Below are 18,077 nucleotides of genomic sequence, written 5' to 3'. Positions count from 1 at the left end.
ACGTGGCGCCAACTCTATGTTCTGAATGGCGTTTTGCCCACGCACACGAAAAATTGACATTAAACTAGCACGACCAAAGACAACTTTACACCGTCTGTCGCATTGGCTTATGCCCAATCTGTGAATTGAGTGACAAGCCAAAAGGGTAAAAAGGCCTACAACGCCCTACGCAAAGCGCCTACAGACATGCTTTACGCATCAACCATGGCCATGGCCTCTTCCACATCCACCGCCACCAGTCGCGAGCAACCCGGCTCATGCATGGTGACGCCCATCAACTGATCGGCCATTTCCATGGCGATTTTGTTATGGGTGATGTAGATGAACTGCACCGTTTCAGACATTTCCTTTACCAGGCGTGCGTAACGGCCCACGTTGGCGTCGTCCAGTGGCGCATCGACTTCGTCGAGCATGCAGAACGGCGCCGGATTCAACTTGAAAATGGCAAAAACCAGGGCCAATGCGGTCAGGGCCTTTTCGCCGCCGGAAAGTAAATGAATGGTGCTGTTCTTCTTGCCGGGAGGACGCGCCATGATTGTCACCCCAGTATCGAGTAAATCTTCGCCCGTCAGTTCCAAATAGGCACTGCCGCCGCCGAAAACTTTCGGGAAAAGTGCCTGCAAACCGCCGTTGATCTGATCAAAGGTATCCTTGAAGCGATTGCGGGTTTCCTTGTCGATCTTGCGAATGACGTTTTCCAGGGTTTCCAGCGCCTCCACCAGGTCATCGTTCTGGGCGTCGAGGTAGCGCTTGCGCTCGGACTGCTGCTGATACTCGTCGATGGCGGCCAGGTTGATCGCGCCCAGGCGCTGGATGCGCGCGGCAATGCGTTCGAGTTCTTCCTCGGCCTCTTTCTCGTTGGCACCTGCCAGGAGGGTGGCAAGCACTCCGTTGAGGTCGTAGCCGTCCTCCAGCAACTGGTCCTGCAAGGCTTTGCGGCGGACCGTCAGGGCCTGCCATTCCATGCGCTGCTGCTCCATCTGGCCGCGAATCAGCTGGGATTGCTGCTCGGCCTGGCTGCGGCGCTTCTCCGCGTCGCGCAGTTCGCGGTCGGCGTCCTCCAGCGCGATCTGCGCGGTCTTGAGTTCTTCGTCGACACTCATGCGTTTGTCGAGCAATTCCTCGAGTTTCAGGCGCAGCTCCTCCAGCGGCGCCTCGCCCTCCTCCAGGTTGAGGCTCAGCTGTTCGCGCTTTTCGGTGAGGCGTTCGGATTGCATTTCCAAACGTTCCAGCGCCTGGCGCGTGGAATCGTACTGGGCCTGGAGCGAGCCCAGACGCACTGCCAGCTGATGGGCATGATCCTTGTGTTGGCGCGCTTCCTGGCGCACCCGATCGAGGCGTTCGCGCAGGCTGTCACGCTGGGCCAGGAGCAATTCGCGTTGTTCGGTGTCCAGCGCCATGGCGTCGAGGGCTTCCTGCAATTGCAGGCGCGCCTCGCCAATCTGTTCGTGCTCCAGCGCTCGCTGTTCGCCCAACTCGGCGATTTCTTCATCGAGACGGGTGCGCCGCAGGGCCAGTTGTTCAACCTTGGCCTTGCCGGCGGACAGCTGCGCCTTGAGTTCGCCCTGCTGGCGCGCCTCGTCCTGCAACAACCGGCGCAGGTGTTCGCGACCGTTTTCCTGCTGGCGCTGTTGCGCCCGCAGGTTCTGCAATTCGGTTTCCAGGGCTTCGACGCTGGCCTCGCGCTCTTCGCGCTCGGCGATCAGACGCTGGATTTCCTGGCCACGGGCGAGCATGCCGCTTTCGGCCTCGCCGGCCCGGCGCACCCGCAGGAAATGCCGGCCGAGCCAATACCCGTCACGACTGATCAGGCTCTCGCCGGCGGCCAATTGACCACGCAAAGCCAGGGCCTGCTCCAGGCTATCCACGGGTTTGACCTGACCCAACCAGGGCGACAGGTCAACCTGGGCCTCGACTTTGTCCAGCAGGCTTCCGGGGATCCGCACGCCATCGCCAGCCGGACTGAGCAGGCGCAAATCGCCTTGGGCAAACCCCGAGAGATCGAAGCCGGCGAAATCATCCACCAGCACCGCTTGCAGGTCGGCGCCCAGCACGGTTTCCACCGCCAGCTCCCAGCCCGCGTCGACTTTCAACCCCTCGGCCAGACGCGGGCGTTCGGCCAGATGTTGGTCGCGCAACCACTCGGCCGTGCCGGTGCCGGGGTCCAGCGCGGCCTGTTGCAAAGCTTCCAGCGAGGCCAGGCGGCCGTTGAGGCGTTGCAGTTCGCCCTGGGCCTGCTGCTGGTTCTGCAAGGCCGTTTGCAAGGCTTGGCGCAGTTGTTCCAGCCGCTCGACCTGGGCGTCTTCGCTGGCCTGCAAATCTTCCAGGGTCGCCTCGCTGGTGGCGAGCTGCTCGCTCAGGTCGAGGATCGCCGCGTCTTCCGGATCCGCAGCGAGCAACGCCCGCTCTTCAGCCAGGCGCCGTTGCCGTTCAGCCAAACGTTCCATGCTGGTTTCGAGCTGCTGGATGCGCGACTGCTGCACCTCGGCCTGGCGCCGCGGTTCGGCGGAAGTCAGGTTGAAACTGTCCCACTGCTCCTGCCAGCCGTGCATGGTCAGCTCGGCTTCTTCCAAGGCTGCCGCGGCCTCTTCGGCGGCGGCGCTGGTGATTTCCTGTTCCGGCACAAGACGGTCCAGTTCTTCGCCAAGGGTCAGCAGCAAGGTGCGGTCGTGGCCCAGGTGGGATTCGGTCTCCAGGCGTGCGCGCTCGGCTTCCTTCAAATCGTCCTGTAACTGGCGCAAACGCTGCTGGCCGTGCTGGATGCTCTGTTCAACCCGGGCAATGTCGCCCCCCACCGAATAGAAGCGTCCCTGCACCAGATTGAAGCGCTCGGACAGTTCGTGGTGCCCGTCGCGCAAGCGCTCGATCGCGGCATCGGCATTGCGCTGCTCGGCCACCAGTGCTTCGAAGCTGACTTCCTGGTTGCCGATGATCGCTTCACGTTGGCCGACCTGTTCGTTCAACGCCTGCCAGCGCAACGCTGACAGCTGGGCCTTGAGCTGGCGCTCTTCGCCCTTGTATTCCTGATACTTCTTGGCGGCCTCGGCCTGGCGATGCAGTCGTTCGAGCTGACGTTCGAGCTCTTCGCGCAGGTCGGTCAGGCGCGCAAGGTTCTCGTGGGTACGGCGGATGCGGTTTTCGGTTTCGCGGCGCCGCTCCTTGTACTTGGAGATGCCGGCGGCTTCCTCAATGAAATTACGCAGGTCTTCCGGCTTGGCCTCGATCAGCTTGGAGATCATGCCCTGCTCGATGATCGAGTAGCTGCGCGGGCCCAGGCCGGTGCCGAGGAAGATGTCAGTGATGTCGCGGCGACGGCATTTGGTGCCGTTGAGGAAATAGCTGTTCTGGCTGTCGCGGGTCACTTTGCGACGAATGGAGATTTCCGCGTAGGCCGCGTATTCACCGATCAAAGTGCCGTCGGAGTTATCAAACACCAGTTCAATACTGGCCTGGCTCACCGGCTTGCGACTGGTGGAGCCGTTGAAGATGACGTCGGTCATCGATTCGCCGCGCAGGTTCTTGGCCGAGCTTTCGCCCATCACCCAGCGCACGGCGTCGATGATGTTCGACTTGCCGCAGCCATTGGGCCCGACCACCGCCGCCATGTTACTGGGGAAGTTCACCGTGGTCGGGTCGACGAAGGATTTGAACCCCGCCAGCTTGATGCACTTGAGCCGCACGTCAGGCCGCCGTCAGGGCCGAAACCACCAGATCGCAACTGCGCTGGGCATAGGCCGTCAGCACGATGCGGATCTGCGGCAGATCGCGGGCCAGCACCGCTACAAGCAGACGCTGGAACAGGTCGAGGAATTCGCTCATTTCAGCCTTGCGCTGCTCAAGTGCCAGGAAATAGGCGCGGCTCATTGCCGGCTGCAGGTTCTCGACGGTCTCCTGCAGATACGGATTGTCGGCAAACGGATAGGCCGCGCGCATCACGCTGAAGCTTTCATCGACGAAGGTGCGGATGTCCTGGCGCTCGTAAGCTTGCTGGAGGCGCTGCTGGATCGCCACGAACGGGGCCATGTCGGCCTGTTCCTTCCAGCCATGAGCCACCGCGTTGCCCAGCAGGATGTAGAGCTCGCTCATCAACGCGCACAGGCTGCGCACCTTGTGCTCGGTAAGCTCGGTGACGTGGGCGCCACGGCGCGGCAGGATAGCGATCAGATGACGCCGCTCGAGGATCAGCAAAGCCTCGCGGACCGAGCCGCGACTGACATTGAGCGCCAGCGTGACCTTTTGCTCCTGGATGCGCTCTCCCGGTTTCATTTCGCCGCGAATGATGCGTTCGGCGAGGTAATGGGCGATTTGCTCGGCGAGGCTGTCCGGGGCCTTGAACGTCATGGTTGTCCTTCAAACTCTTCGATCTGCACAAGCGGCGCAGTGTAGCGCACTCGATACGTCATGGCGCAGGGCCTGCACCGGGTTTTTGGCACGATATAAGCAAAAACTTCAGGAGTTTGTACCGAAACAAAAAACTGTGGGAGCGAGCTTGCTCGCGATAGCGGTCTGTCAGCTTGCATCCATACTGAATGTAACGCCGTCATCGCGAGCAAGCTCGCTCCCACAGGGCTCTACAGTGTCCATAGGTCATTGTGTATCGACAAAACAGCTTTTCTTGACCTTTAAGTCAGAAAATCGTTGACCGAAAAGTCAGAACTGCTAAATTCAGCCCACGTCGATACAACAATAATGAATCTGCGAGGCCTTCCGTGATCCAGTTTTTACTCAACCAGGAACTCCGTAGCGAGCACGCCCTGGACCCGAACCTGACCGTGCTCAACTATCTGCGCGAGCATGTTGGCAAACCCGGCACCAAGGAAGGCTGCGCCAGCGGCGACTGTGGTGCATGCACCGTGGTGGTGGGCGAACTGGAAACGGACGCGAACGGTAGCGAGCGCATCCGCTACCGCAGCCTCAATTCGTGCCTGACCTTCGTCTCGTCGCTGCACGGCAAGCAACTGATCAGCGTCGAAGACCTCAAGCACAATGGCCAGTTGCACAGCGTCCAGCAGGCGATGGTCGACTGCCACGGCTCGCAATGCGGTTTCTGCACCCCGGGCTTCGTCATGTCACTGTTCGCCCTGCAAAAGAACAGCGAACAACCCGACGCCCACAAGGCCCACGAAGCCTTGGCCGGCAACCTGTGCCGCTGCACCGGCTACCGGCCGATCCTGGCGGCGGCCGACCAGGCCTGCTGCGGCAAACAACCGGACCAGTTCGACGCCCGCGAAGCCCAGACCATCGCCCGCCTGAAAGCCATCGCCCCGACCGAAACCGGCGAGCTCAACAGCGGTGACAAGCGTTGCCTGGTGCCGCTGACCGTGGCCGATCTGGCCGACCTCTACGACGCCTATCCGCAGGCGCGGCTACTGGCTGGCGGCACCGATCTGGCGCTGGAGGTCACGCAGTTTCACCGCACCCTGCCAGTGATGATCTACGTAGGTAACGTCGCCGAACTCAAGCGCATCGAGCGTTTCGATGACCGTTTGGAGATCGGCGCCGCCACCGCGCTTTCCGATTGCTACGAGGCATTAAAAGCCGAATACCCGGATTTCGGCGAACTGCTGCAGCGTTTCGCCTCGCTACAGATCCGCAACCAGGGCACGTTGGGCGGCAACATCGGCAACGCCTCGCCCATCGGCGACTCCCCGCCCCTGCTGATCGCCCTCGGCGCGCAGATCGTGCTGTGCAAGGGCCAGACCCGCCGCACCCTGGCCCTGGAAGACTATTTCATCGACTACCGGGTAACCGCCCGCCAGGAAAGCGAATTTATCGAAAAGATCATCGTGCCCCGAGCCAGCGCCGAACATACGTTCCGCGCCTACAAGGTTTCCAAGCGCCTGGACGATGACATTTCCGCAGTGTGCGCGGCTTTCAACCTGCGTCTTGAAAACGGTCTGGTCGAAGACGCGCGTGTCGCCTTCGGCGGCATGGCCGCAACACCCAAGCGTGCCAGGCACTGTGAAGCCGCACTGATCGGCGCGCCGTGGAACGACAGCACCCTCGAACGTGCCTGCGCGGCCCTGGCCGAGGATTTCACGCCGCTGTCGGACTTCCGCGCCAGCAAGGAATACCGTCTGCTCAGCGCTCGCAATTTGCTGCGCAAATACTTCATCGAGCTGCAAACGCCGCACATCGAGACTCGGGTGACCGCTTATGTCTAACCATCACGCCGTAGAGAAGACCCAGGCCGAACTGGCCGAGCTGTTCGCCCGCGACCTCACCACGGGCGTAGGCCGCAGCGTCAAGCACGACAGCGCTGCCAAACACGTGTCCGGCGAAGCCCAGTACATCGATGACCGGCTGGAATTTCCCAACCAGTTGCACGTCTACGCTCGGCTGTCGGATCGCGCCCATGCGCGAATCCTGCGTATCGACACCACGCCCTGCTACGCCTTCGAAGGGGTGCGCATCGCCATTACCCATCAGGACATACCAGGCCTGAAGGACATTGGGCCGTTGTTGCCCGGCGACCCGCTGCTGGCGATCGATGACGTGCAGTTCGTCGGCCAACCGGTACTCGCCGTGGCGGCCAGGGATCTGGAGACCGCACGCCAGGCAGCCATGGCCGCGATCATTGAATATGAAGACCTCGAACCGGTGCTGGATGTGGTCGAGGCGCTGCGCAAGCGCCACTTCGTGCTCGACAGTCACACCCACCAGCGCGGCGATTCGGCCACGGCGCTGGCCACCGCCGAACATCGCATCCAAGGCTCGCTGCACATCGGCGGCCAGGAACACTTTTACCTGGAAACCCAGATTTCCTCGGTGATGCCCACCGAAGACGGCGGCATGATCGTCTACTGCTCGACCCAGAACCCCACCGAAGTGCAGAAGCTGGTGGCCGAAGTGTTGGGCGTGTCGATGAACAAGGTCGTGGTGGACATGCGCCGCATGGGCGGCGGCTTTGGTGGCAAGGAAACCCAGGCCGCCAGCCCAGCCTGCCTGTGCGCCGTCATCGCGCACCTAACCGGCCAGCCGACCAAGATGCGCCTGCCCCGGGTGGAGGACATGCTGATGACCGGCAAGCGCCATCCTTTCTATATCGAATACGACGTTGGCTTCGACGACACCGGGCGCCTGCATGGCATCGCCTTGGAACTGGCCGGCAACTGCGGTTGCTCGCCGGACCTGTCGGCCTCGATTGTCGACCGGGCGATGTTCCATGCCGACAATGCCTACTACCTGGGCGATGCGACCATCAACGGCCATCGCTGCAAGACCAACACCGCGTCGAACACCGCTTACCGTGGTTTCGGCGGGCCCCAAGGCATGGTCGCCATCGAAGAAGTGATGGATGCCATCGCCCGGCACCTGGGGCTCGACCCGCTGGCGGTGCGCAAGGCCAACTACTACGGCAAGACCGAGCGCAACGTCACGCACTACTACCAGACCGTCGAGCACAACATGCTCGAGGAAATGACCGCTGAACTGGAAGAAAGCAGCCAGTACGCCGAGCGCCGCGAAGCGATCCGCCGCTACAACGCAGGCAGCCCGATCCTCAAGAAGGGCCTGGCGCTGACGCCGGTGAAGTTCGGCATTTCCTTCACCGCGAGTTTCCTCAATCAGGCCGGGGCGTTGATTCACGTCTACACCGACGGCAGCATCCACCTGAACCACGGCGGCACAGAAATGGGCCAAGGGCTCAATACCAAAGTCGCCCAAGTGGTGGCCGAGGTGTTCCAAGTGGAAATGGACCGCGTGCAGATCACCGCGACCAATACCGACAAGGTCCCGAACACCTCGCCCACCGCCGCGTCCAGCGGCGCCGACCTGAACGGCAAGGCCGCGCAGAATGCCGCCGAAACCATCAAGCAACGCCTGGTGGAATTCGCCGCGCGGCAATACAAGGTCAGCGAAGAAGACGTGGAATTCCATAACGGTCACGTGCGGGTGCGCGATCACATCCTGACCTTCGAAGCGCTGGTACAACAGGCCTATTTCGCCCAGGTCTCGCTCTCGAGCACCGGCTTCTACAAGACCCCGAAAATCTACTACGACCGCAGCCAGGCCCGTGGCCGGCCGTTCTATTACTACGCCTTCGGCGCCGCGTGTGCCGAGGTGATCGTCGACACCCTCACCGGCGAATACAAGATGCTGCGCACCGACATCCTCCACGACGTTGGCGCCTCGCTGAACCCGGCCATCGACATCGGCCAGGTCGAGGGCGGTTTCATCCAGGGCATGGGCTGGCTGACCATGGAAGAACTGGTGTGGAACGACAAGGGCAAGCTGATGACCAATGGCCCGGCCAGCTACAAGATCCCGGCCGTGGCCGACATGCCGTTGGACCTGCGGGTGCGACTGGTGGAAAACCGCAAGAACCCCGAAGACACGGTGTTCCATTCCAAGGCCGTGGGCGAGCCGCCGTTCATGCTCGGCATCGCCGCGTGGTGCGCCATCAAGGACGCCGTGGCGAGCCTGGGGGATTATCGGCAGCAACCGAAAATCGACGCGCCGGCGACGCCGGAGCGGGTGTTGTGGGGATGTGAGCAGATGCGTGGGTTGAGGGTGGTCAAGGCTGAGGAAGCTGAAGCCGAAGTGGCTTCGCTCTAGACCGCGGCGCGGCCAATCGCGAGCAAGCTCGCTCCCACAAGGGATTTGTCAACACCGATCCAATGTGGGAGCGAGCTTGCTCGCGATGAGGCCGGAACAGACAACAGAGATGTCGAGGTGAATATGTACAACTGGATCAGCGCCCTCGCCGACCTGCAAACCCGCGGCGAACCCTGCGTGCTGGTGACGATCATCGAGGAGGTCGGCTCCACCCCGCGCAACGCCGGCTCGAAGATGGTCATCAGCGCCCGCCAGACATTCGACACCATTGGCGGCGGTCATCTGGAATACAAGGCGATGGAGATTGCCCGGCAGATGCTTGCCAGCGGCCAGCAGAACACCCATCTGGAGCGCTTCAGCCTCGGCGCCAGCCTGGGCCAATGCTGCGGCGGCGTCACCGTGCTGCTGTTCGAACCCATGGGCCAGGTCCAGGCGCAGATTGCCGTGTTCGGCGCCGGTCATGTCGGTCGCGCCCTGGTGCCGCTGCTGGCGAGCCTGCCTTGCCGGGTGCGCTGGATCGACTCGCGAGAAGCGGAATTTCCTGAGCAGTTGCCCCACGGCGTACAGAAAATCGTGACTGAAGACCCGCTGGACGAAGTCGATGAGCTGCCCGCCGGCAGCTACTGCATCGTCATGACCCACAACCACCAGCTCGACCTGGAACTGAGCGCCGCGATTCTCAAGCGCAACGACTTCTCCTACTTCGGCCTGATCGGCTCGAAGACCAAACGCGTCAAGTTCGAACATCGCCTGCGTGATCGCGGCTTCGACAGTGGCGCCCTGCAACGCATGCGCTGCCCGATGGGCATCGGCGAAGTCAAAGGCAAGCTGCCCGTTGAAATCGCCATCTCCATCGCCGGCGAAATCATCGCCACCTATAACGCGGATTTCGGCCAGCACACCTCCCGCGCCGAACCCATTGCCAGGTTGCTGCCGGTTTCGCGCCGCAACCAGCGTTAACCCTGTTATCGAGAATTCCCATGCCCCTGACACGCAAAGCCTACCGCGCCGCCCTGCTCCACAGCCTCGCCGACCCGGCCGAAGTTGGTATCGAGGCGTCCTATGAGTATTTCGAGGATGGCCTGCTGGTAGTTGAAAATGGCCTGATCAGCGCTATCGGCCACGCCAGCGATTTGTTGCCGACCCTGCCGGCGGATATCGAGATCACGCACTACCAGGACACCCTGATCACTCCCGGCTTCATCGACACCCATATCCACCTGCCGCAGACCGGCATGGTGGGCGCCTATGGCGAGCAGTTGCTGGATTGGCTCAACACCTACACGTTCCCCTGCGAAAGCCAGTTCGCCGACCCTGCCCACGCCGAGGCGGTGGCGGACATTTTCGTCAAGGAACTGCTGCGCAACGGCACCACCACAGCCCTGGTATTCGGCAGTGTGCACCCGCAATCGGTGAATGCATTTTTTGAGGTTGCCGAGAAACTCGACCTGCGGATGATCGCCGGTAAGGTCATGATGGACCGCAACGCGCCGGACTACCTGGTCGACACCGCCGAATCCAGCTACACCGAGAGCAAGGCGCTGATCGAACGCTGGCATGGCAAGGGTCGCCTGCATTACGCCGTGACCCCGCGCTTCGCGCCGACCAGCACACCGGAGCAGCTGACCCTGGCCGGCCAGTTACTCGGCGAATACCCGGACCTGTACATGCAGACGCACATCAGCGAGAACCTGCAGGAAGTGCAATGGGTCAAGGAGCTGTTCCCCGAGCGCAAAGGCTACCTGGACGTCTACGACCACTACCAATTGCTCGGCGAGCGCTCGGTGTTCGCCCATGGCGTGCATCTGTGCGACGAAGAATGCGCACGCCTGGCACAAACCGGTTCGGCCATCGCGTTCTGCCCGACCTCGAACCTGTTCCTGGGCAGCGGCCTGTTCAACCTGCCGATGGCCGAGAAGCACAAAGTCAATGTGGGCCTTGGCACCGACGTGGGCGGCGGAACCAGTTTTTCGCTGCTGCAAACCCTGAACGAAGCCTACAAGGTCATGCAGTTGCAAGGTGCGCGACTGAGCCCGTTCAAATCGCTGTACCTGGCCACCCTCGGCGGCGCCCGGGCCTTGCGCCTGGAAGACCGGATCGGCACGTTGCAGCCGGGCACGGACGCGGACTTCCTGGTGCTGGACTACAACGCCACGCCGCTGTTGAGCTATCGCCTGAAGCAGGCCAAGGACATGGCCGAGCGGTTGTTCGTGCTGATGACCCTGGGGGATGACCGGACGGTGGCGCAGACTTATGCGGCAGGCCGGTTGGTGCACCAGCGCTAACTTTCAGCGCCTGCCAGACCGCTTTCGCGAGCAGGCTCGCTCCCACAGGGTTGCCTGACCCCAGAAGCCAGATTGGTGTCCAACTTTCTGGAGACAGTCCAGGGTCAGTGTGACCAACACAAATCCACTGTGGGAGCGAGCCTGCTCGCGAAGGGCGCGCCTCGGCATCGCTGACTCAACTCAATCAGAGCTTGGCCGTCGACCGCCCCGGCTTCTTGCTCTGCAACAGATGCGAGAACACTGCATGCAAATCGTCCGACGCGCTCTCTTCGTCGAGGTTGAGCTTGCTGTCGATGTGATCCATGTGATGCATCATCAGGTTCACCGCCAGGGCTGCGTCACGGGCCTCGATGGCGTCGATCAGCTGGGTATGTTCGTCATAGGAACAGTGGGAACGGTTACCGCTTTCGTACTGGGCGATGATCAACGAAGTCTGTGATACCAGGCTGCGCTGAAAGCTGATCAGCGGCGCGTTTTTTGCCGCCTCGGCCAGCTTGAGGTGAAACTCGCCCGACAACCGGATGCCGGCGCCACGGTCCCCCCGGGAAAAACTGTCGCGCTCGTCGCTGACCATCTGCCGCAGCTCGGCAAGCTGTTCGGCGCTGGCATGCTGTACCGCCAGTTCAGTGATCGCCTTCTCCACCATGCGCCGGGCAAAGAACACCTGGCGTGCCTCTTCGACGCTCGGGCTGGCGACCACCGCACCGCGATTCGGGCGCAGCAGCACCACGCCTTCATGAGCCAGGCGCGACAGCGCGCGACGAATGATGGTGCGACTCACCCCGAAAATCTCCCCAAGCGCCTCTTCACTCAACTTCGTACCAGGCGCCAGACGCTGTTCGAGGATGGCCTCGAAAATGTGCGCGTAGACAATATCGTCCTGGGTTCCGCTGCGGCCGGCTTTGCCTGCTCGCGGTTGTTTCTTGAGGGGTTGCAACTGTTCGTTCATGGGCACTCGAGTCGGGAGAACTGCGGCGATTTAACCGTGACTGTAATACGGCACAGCGGGTCGCTGGCAAGTATCGCGTAATAAACACGGCGATTGTACACAACCTCTGATGGCAACACGACTGTACGGCTCTTTGCGGGCATGGCTGTATTGCAATCGACAACTGCGTTGAGTTTAGGCTTGATCCGGCAATCCGTGGCTCCGCCAGTCCAGCCAATCTACAACAAGGACAACCGCTCACCATGACCGAAATCAGCACCGCGCCACTTCGCCCCCTGGCCGATACCTCGCCCTCGGCCATCGTCGCCGGTTTCATCGCCATGATGACCGGCTATACCAGCTCACTGGTACTGATGTTCCAGGCCGGGCAGGCGGCGGGGCTGACCAGCGGGCAGATTTCATCATGGATCTGGGCCATCTCCATCGGCATGGCGGTGTGCTCCATCGGCTTGTCGCTGCGCTACCGCACGCCAATCACCATCGCCTGGTCAACACCCGGCGCAGCCTTGCTGATCACCAGCCTGGGCGGCGTGAGTTATGGCGAAGCCATCGGCGCGTACATCACCTGTGCGGTGCTGGTGACGATCTGTGGCCTGACCGGCAGCTTCGAGCGCCTGGTCAAACGCATTCCGGCTTCGCTGGCGGCCGCGCTGCTGGCGGGGATTCTGTTCAAGATCGGCAGCGAAATATTTGTCGCCGCGCAACATCGCACCGGCCTGGTGCTGGGGATGTTCTTCACCTACCTGATCGTCAAGCGTCTGTCCCCGCGTTATGCGGTATTGGCCGCGCTGCTGGTCGGCACTGCCTTGTCGGGCTTGCTCGGGCTTCTGGATTTCACCAGTTTCGCCCTGGAAGTGGCGACACCGGTCTGGACCACGCCAGAATTTTCCCTGGGGGCCACCATCAGCATCGGTATCCCGCTGTTCGTGGTGGCGATGACCTCGCAGAATATGCCCGGCATCGCCGTGCTGCGCGCCGACGGCTACAACGTACCGGCCTCGCCATTGATCATCAGCACCGGCGTTGCGTCGCTGTTACTGGCCCCATTTGGTTCCCATGGTATCAACCTCGCCGCCATCAGCGCGGCGATCTGCACCGGGCCACATGCCCATGAAGATCGCGACAAGCGCTACACGGCGGCCGTCTGGTGCGGGATTTTCTACGGCTTTGCCGGGGTCTTCGGCGCCACGCTGGCGGCGCTGTTCGCTGCGCTGCCCAAGGAGTTGGTGCTGTCCATCGCGGCATTGGCGCTGTTCGGCTCGATCATCAATGGCCTGAGCATCGCCATGAGCGAAGCGAAGGAACGGGAAGCGGCGTTGATCACCTTCATGGTCACGGCGTCGGGGTTGACGCTGTTTTCCATCGGCTCGGCGTTCTGGGGGATTGTCGCGGGGGTGGTGACCTTGCTCATCCTGAACTGGCGGAGTGCCTGAATCTTGAAAGCTTCGCGAGCAGGCTCGCTCCCACAGGAGATGTGTGAACACCGACCCAATGTGGGAGCGAGCCTGCTCGCGAAAGCGGCCTGAAGGACAACAATTACCCAACCGACAGGCACAAAAAAACCGGCACCCAAACGGGTTGCCGGTTTTTTCAGACCATCAAGCCTTGTTGATCGGCTTTTCCGGATACCAGACATCCATCAGCGGGCTGACTTCAACACTGGTCAGCTCAGGACGGGCCTTGAGCCAGGCTTCAACGGCAGCGCGCTGCTCTTCGGTCACCGAGCCACGCTTCTGCAGGCAGACCAGACCATAGTCGTCACCGCCGACATAGCCCAGGCCATTGGCTTCCATGGCTTCTTTCAGGAAAGCGTCGAGGAAAGCGTCAATAGCCTCATCGGCCAGATCTTCTTTGAAATCCAGGTTCAGTTCGAAACCCAGCTCTTGAAATTCATCCACGCACAGCTTTTTGCGCAGACGCTGGGAACGGTTAGTCGCCATTGGAACAATCCTCATAAGTAATAACGGCCGGCACTTTACCAGTTTGGTGCGTCGATTGCCCGACTGATCGGGCAAGTCCGCCTACCGCCGGTAAAAAAATACCGCTTCGCTGGGCTTGGGCACGGCACAAGCCGTTGCGCCTTGGGGCATAATGCCGACACTTTCATGACCGTTGAGGGCGTTCATTTTCATGTCCTCGTTCTTTTCCCCTCGCCTGTAGGGTTTTATTTCACATGATCAAATCTTTGCGCCCATTGCTTCTGGCCAGCCTTCTTCTTCCTTTGGCCCTGCCTGTCACCACCCAAGCCGCCACCATCAACACCGCCCTGTCGCCGAATGTGCAAAAGGCCCTGAAAAACAGCAAACTGCAAGACAACGCCCTGTCCCTGGTGATGGTACCGCTCAACGGCCCCGGCACCCCGACGCTGTATAACGCCGATGTCTCGGTGAACCCGGCGTCCACCATGAAGCTGGTAACGACCTACGCAGCCCTGGAAATGCTCGGGCCGAACCATCAGTGGAAAACCGAGTTCTACACCGACGGCACCCTCAGCGGGGGCATTCTCAACGGCAACCTGTACCTCAAGGGCGGCGGCGATCCCAAGCTGAACATGGAAAAGCTCTGGCTGCTGATGCGTGACCTGCGGGCCAACGGCGTGCAGCAGATCACTGGCGACCTGGTGCTGGACCGCAGCTTCTTCATCCAGCCGCAATTGCCCGAGTTCAACGACGACGGCAATGACGAAAACAAACCCTTCCTGGTCAAGCCCGATTCGCTGCTGGTCAACCTCAAGGCGCTGCGCTTCGTGGCCCGCAATGACGCTGGCCGGGTACTGATATCGGTCGAACCGCCCATCGCCAGCATCCGCATCGAGAACGTGGTCAAGGCCGCCAACTCCAAGCAATGCACTGGTGGCGTGCGCTACAACCCGGTGGCCCAGGCGGACGGCAGCATGACCGTGACCGTCAGCGGCCAACTCGGCGAGGGTTGCAGCTCCCAGACCTACCTGTCGCTGCTCGACCATGCCACCTACACCGCTGGCGCCGTGCGAGCGATCTGGAAGGAGCTGGGCGGCAGCATCCAGGGCAGCGACCGCCTGGCCGCGACGCCGAAGAACGCCAAACTGCTGGCCCGGGCGTTCTCGCCGGACCTGGCGGAGATTATCCGCGACATCAACAAATACAGTAACAACACCATGGCCCAGCAACTGTTCCTGAGCCTGGGCGCGGAGTTTCGCAACGAGGCCGACGGCGACGATGCCAAGGCTGCGCAGCGGGTGGTGCGCCAGTGGCTGGCCAAGAAAGGCATCACCGCGCCGCACCTGGTGATGGAAAACGGCTCCGGCCTGTCCCGCGCCGAACGGGTCAGCGCCCGGGAAATGGCGGCGATGCTGCAGGCGGCATGGCGCAGCCCGTATGCGGCGGAGTTCATCAGCTCGATGCCCATCGCCGGTACTGACGGCACCATGCGCAAACGCCTCAAGACCACCGCCATGGCCGGCGAAGCGCACGTCAAGACCGGTACGTTGAACACAGTCCGCGCCATTGCCGGCTATAGCCGCGACATCAATGGCAATACCTGGGCGGTCGTGGCGATCCTCAACGATCCGAAGCCATGGGGCGCCTCCTCCGTGCTGGACCAGGTGCTGCTGGACTTGTATCGCCAGCCGAAACTGCCGCAGACGGCGTCGGTGCTCTGATCGCAAAGATCAAAGTGGGAGCGGGCTTGCTCGCGAACGCGGTGGATCAGTCAGTACGATTGTGACTGACCCACCGCGTTCGCGAGCAAGCCCGCTCCCACAGTGGACTGTATGTATCCAGACTGAGGCTATCCCAACTGCACCTCGACCCGATCCCGCCCGGCCTGCTTCGCCGCGTACACACCTGAGTCGGCGCGCAACAGTAGCGCGTCGGCACCTTCGCCGACGCGCCAGCTGGCGATGCCAAAACTGGCGGTGATGGTACCAATGTCGTCGATCGGCGAACCCCGCAGGCCGTCCCATAACCCCAACGCCAGGGTGTAGGCACTTTCATTGTCCGTATCCGGGCAGAGCACCACGAACTCTTCACCGCCCAACCGGCAGAATACGTCCGTGCGGCGCAACCGTTGGGTGATGCGCTGGCAGACCGCCTGCAACACCCGATCACCCACCGCATGGCCATGCTGGTCGTTAATGCGCTTGAAGTGATCGATGTCGAGCATGATGACCGCCAGCTCGCCGGAGCCACGTTCAACCCGGGCCATCTCCGAAGTCAGGCGCTCCTGGAAATACCGTCGGTTGCGAATGCCGGTCAAGGCGTCGGTGATCGACAGCGCCCGCAGTTCTTCTTCCACGCGCTTGAGGTCGGAGATGTCCGAGACATAGCCGTGCCACAACACACCGCCGCCAGGCAATTGCTCGGGCGTGGCCTCTCCGCGTACCCAGCGCAGACCGCGCTGCGGCAGTTGCACCCGGTACTCTTCGCGCCACGGGCTCAATGTATCCGCCGAGATGCGGATCGAAGCACGCACCCGAGCGCTGTCCAGCGGATGGATGCGCGAAAACACCGCTTCGGCGTGCCGTACCAGCACGTCAGGCTCCAGTTCGTAGATGTCGCGGATGCCGTCGCTGGCATAGATCACGCTGAACTCACCGGTAAAGTCCATCTTGAACTGATAGATGCCGCCGGGAACATGGGCGCTGAGTTTTTTCAACAGCAGGTCCCGTGCGGCCAAGGCTTCGTGGACGCGCTTGCGTTCGGTGACGTCGATGCAGATTGCCAGGTGCCCGACCCACAACCCTTGGTCGTCGAGCACGGGCGTGGCCAGCATGTTGACCGTCAGGTGGCTGCCGTCGCGGCGCACCAGGGTCCACTCCCGAGCCTGTTGGCCGCCCTGCTCACCGCCTTCGAGCAGCATCGCATGGCACGTCGGGATTGGCTTGCCGAAACGCACGGCCAGCTGTGCGGCCCGATGCTGCAGCTCACGCGGAACGTGAAGACTTTCCAGGGTCATGCTCTGCAGGACATCGCAGCTGCGGTAGCCGAGCATCTGCTCGGCGCCGGCATTGAACGTGGTGATGACACCGCGCAGGTCGGTCGCGATGATCGCGACTTGCGTCGCGGCGTCGAGCACGCCCTTCAGTTGGCCGTGGGTGCCGCGCAGTTCCGATTCCCGGGCGTGCAGTTCCCGGGTGCGCTGCTCTACCAGCGCCAAGGCCCGCTGTCGCTGGCTGACCAACGTATACAGCAAGACGCTGAGCATCAGGCTGAGCAGCCCGCCCAACACCGTGACGCTCACGACGCTGGAATGATTGTTCGACAGGAACGCGAGACTGGGCCGCAACTCCACGCGGAAGTCATGATCGGCCAGGCGCAACATCCGGACAGCCGACAGCTCGCTTTTACCCGGTCGGTTGGATGTTTCGAACAGGACTTCCCAAGGGGTATCGTGGGCGGAATCAATCACACGCATCGTCAGACTGTCATCCTGCGCCTCCGGCAGCCCATCGGCGACCAACTGGCGCATGCTGATGGCCGCCACCACGTAGCCGAACGGCTCGCTGGCCAGAGGCTTGAGAACGGGCGCCGCCAGCATCACACCTCGGGCAAAGGCCGGATCGCTCCCGATCAGATCAATAGGCTCGGAAACTACCAGGGCGTTACGCTGGCGCGCCCGTTCCAGCGTGGCACGGCGCAGTGGATGCGAAAGCAGATCCAGGCCCAGCGGCGCGCCATAGGATGGCTGGCTCTGGATATACAGCAGCGGCGCGTATTCATTCCGCTCAGCGGCCTGGCGCAGGATTCCGGCCTCGTCTCGTTCACGAACGGTAAAGGTAGTGGATACTTCGGCTCGTGCCTGTTGCTCGAATGCCTGGCGCTCACCCCGCAGCACCCGTGGCGCCCAGGCAAAGGCCCGGGTACGCCGCAGGAGGGCTTCGGTATAGCCATGGAATTCGGCGCCAGACACTCCCGCGGAGTTGGCAAAGAACCGCCTCAGACTGTCGAGACGTTGCTCCTGGTCCTGGAAACGCTCTTCGAGGCGGCTATAACGTTCTTCGGCGAGCAATTCGAAGCGCTGGCGCAATTGCTGGTTGAACTGCTTCAACGTGCCCCAGGCCAACAAACCGGTCAGCAACAGGCCTGCCATCAGGACGACGCAAGCCACGAGCCATGCTGAAACATCTTCGCTGATAAAGCCCAGGATCCTGGGACGCACCTGATGTAATGCCATAAACATGACTCAGAAAGGACCAGGTATTGGTCCAGCCCCGGTCACACACTAAGTTATAGCTATTTGCCATTACTTTTGCCAGTCCCAAAAACGCCTGCAAGCCTTGAATTTCAAGGCCTGCATGGATCCAATCG

General features: G+C 61.8%; 11 protein-coding genes. 6 read left to right on the top strand and 5 right to left on the bottom strand.

Annotated elements, in window-relative coordinates; all coding sequences use genetic code 11:
- Window positions 1–191 precede the first annotated feature (191 nt).
- Together smc and J3P96_RS09580 are read right to left on the bottom strand one after the other, a co-directional pair.
- Complete coding sequence (gene smc / locus J3P96_RS09585; protein WP_434656675.1) at window positions 192–3,680, bottom strand: chromosome segregation protein SMC; 3,489 nt, start codon at window positions 3,678–3,680, stop codon at window positions 192–194.
- Between the two features lies 1 nt (window position 3,681).
- Window positions 3,682–4,341: a GntR family transcriptional regulator gene (locus J3P96_RS09580; RefSeq protein ID WP_305499923.1), complete on the bottom strand. Its 660-nt coding sequence runs from the start codon at window positions 4,339–4,341 to the stop codon at window positions 3,682–3,684.
- Between the two features lie 368 nt (window positions 4,342–4,709).
- On the opposite strand from J3P96_RS09580, the gene xdhA reads away from it, so the two are divergent.
- The 4 genes from xdhA to guaD all read left to right on the top strand — a co-directional run bounded on the left by xdhA (window position 4,710) and on the right by guaD (window position 10,841).
- Window positions 4,710–6,164 (top strand): xanthine dehydrogenase small subunit, encoded by a 1,455-nt coding sequence (xdhA, locus tag J3P96_RS09575; RefSeq protein ID WP_434656672.1) that lies wholly within the window; start codon window positions 4,710–4,712, stop codon window positions 6,162–6,164.
- Window positions 6,157–8,556 carry a xanthine dehydrogenase molybdopterin binding subunit gene (gene xdhB, locus J3P96_RS09570; RefSeq protein WP_434601342.1) on the top strand — a complete coding sequence of 800 codons (2,400 nt, stop codon included), beginning with the start codon at window positions 6,157–6,159 and terminating at the stop codon, window positions 8,554–8,556. The genes xdhA and xdhB overlap by 8 nt, the downstream gene beginning before the upstream one ends.
- A gap of 123 nt (window positions 8,557–8,679) precedes the next feature.
- The gene (gene xdhC / locus J3P96_RS09565; protein ID WP_434656669.1) at window positions 8,680–9,516 is read left to right on the top strand and encodes a xanthine dehydrogenase accessory protein XdhC; all 837 of its coding nucleotides are present in this window, start codon (window positions 8,680–8,682) and stop codon (window positions 9,514–9,516) included.
- Window positions 9,517–9,536: 20 nt separating this feature from the next.
- Window positions 9,537–10,841, top strand: coding sequence for a guanine deaminase (gene guaD / locus J3P96_RS09560; RefSeq protein ID WP_434629644.1), 1,305 nt, complete (start codon window positions 9,537–9,539; stop codon window positions 10,839–10,841).
- A 184-nt stretch (window positions 10,842–11,025) separates the two neighbouring features.
- On the opposite strand, the gene J3P96_RS09555 is transcribed toward guaD, so the two are convergent.
- Window positions 11,026–11,790: a GntR family transcriptional regulator gene (locus J3P96_RS09555; protein WP_305499918.1), complete on the bottom strand. Its 765-nt coding sequence runs from the start codon at window positions 11,788–11,790 to the stop codon at window positions 11,026–11,028.
- Window positions 11,791–12,032: 242 nt separating this feature from the next.
- Here J3P96_RS09555 and J3P96_RS09550 point away from each other — a divergent pair, with 242 nt between their 5' ends.
- Entirely contained in the window at window positions 12,033–13,223 is a 1,191-nt protein-coding gene (locus tag J3P96_RS09550; RefSeq protein ID WP_434656667.1) for a benzoate/H(+) symporter BenE family transporter, read from the top strand.
- Window positions 13,224–13,388: 165 nt separating this feature from the next.
- Here the strand turns inward: J3P96_RS09550 and J3P96_RS09545 are convergent, their stop codons facing one another.
- The gene (locus J3P96_RS09545) at window positions 13,389–13,730 is read right to left on the bottom strand and encodes a YggL family protein (RefSeq protein ID WP_434572947.1); all 342 of its coding nucleotides are present in this window, start codon (window positions 13,728–13,730) and stop codon (window positions 13,389–13,391) included.
- A 233-nt stretch (window positions 13,731–13,963) separates the two neighbouring features.
- On the opposite strand from J3P96_RS09545, the gene dacB reads away from it, so the two are divergent.
- Window positions 13,964–15,430, top strand: a complete 1,467-nt coding sequence (gene dacB, locus J3P96_RS09540) for a D-alanyl-D-alanine carboxypeptidase/D-alanyl-D-alanine endopeptidase (RefSeq protein WP_434601346.1) — start codon at window positions 13,964–13,966, stop codon at window positions 15,428–15,430.
- A 128-nt stretch (window positions 15,431–15,558) separates the two neighbouring features.
- On the opposite strand, the gene J3P96_RS09535 is transcribed toward dacB, so the two are convergent.
- Window positions 15,559–17,943 carry a sensor domain-containing diguanylate cyclase gene (locus J3P96_RS09535; RefSeq protein ID WP_434656665.1) on the bottom strand — a complete coding sequence of 795 codons (2,385 nt, stop codon included), beginning with the start codon at window positions 17,941–17,943 and terminating at the stop codon, window positions 15,559–15,561.
- Window positions 17,944–18,077 lie beyond the last annotated feature (134 nt).

This window comes from Pseudomonas sp. R3-56, assembly GCF_051132075.1.
GTDB lineage: Bacteria > Pseudomonadota > Gammaproteobacteria > Pseudomonadales > Pseudomonadaceae > Aquipseudomonas.
Note: the sequence above shows the minus strand (reverse complement) of the source record. Positions and strands in the feature narration are given on the sequence as shown.

Coding starts and splice junctions, on each gene's coding strand:
- J3P96_RS09535 (WP_434656665.1), bottom strand. CDS start 17,943: ATGGCATTACATCAGGTGCGTCCCAGGATCCTGGGCTTTATCAGCGAA.
- J3P96_RS09555 (WP_305499918.1), bottom strand. CDS start 11,790: ATGAACGAACAGTTGCAACCCCTCAAGAAACAACCGCGAGCAGGCAAA.
- J3P96_RS09545 (WP_434572947.1), bottom strand. CDS start 13,730: ATGGCGACTAACCGTTCCCAGCGTCTGCGCAAAAAGCTGTGCGTGGAT.
- J3P96_RS09550 (WP_434656667.1), top strand. CDS start 12,033: ATGACCGAAATCAGCACCGCGCCACTTCGCCCCCTGGCCGATACCTCG.
- guaD (WP_434629644.1), top strand. CDS start 9,537: ATGCCCCTGACACGCAAAGCCTACCGCGCCGCCCTGCTCCACAGCCTC.
- J3P96_RS09580 (WP_305499923.1), bottom strand. CDS start 4,341: ATGACGTTCAAGGCCCCGGACAGCCTCGCCGAGCAAATCGCCCATTAC.
- dacB (WP_434601346.1), top strand. CDS start 13,964: ATGATCAAATCTTTGCGCCCATTGCTTCTGGCCAGCCTTCTTCTTCCT.
- xdhC (WP_434656669.1), top strand. CDS start 8,680: ATGTACAACTGGATCAGCGCCCTCGCCGACCTGCAAACCCGCGGCGAA.
- xdhB (WP_434601342.1), top strand. CDS start 6,157: ATGTCTAACCATCACGCCGTAGAGAAGACCCAGGCCGAACTGGCCGAG.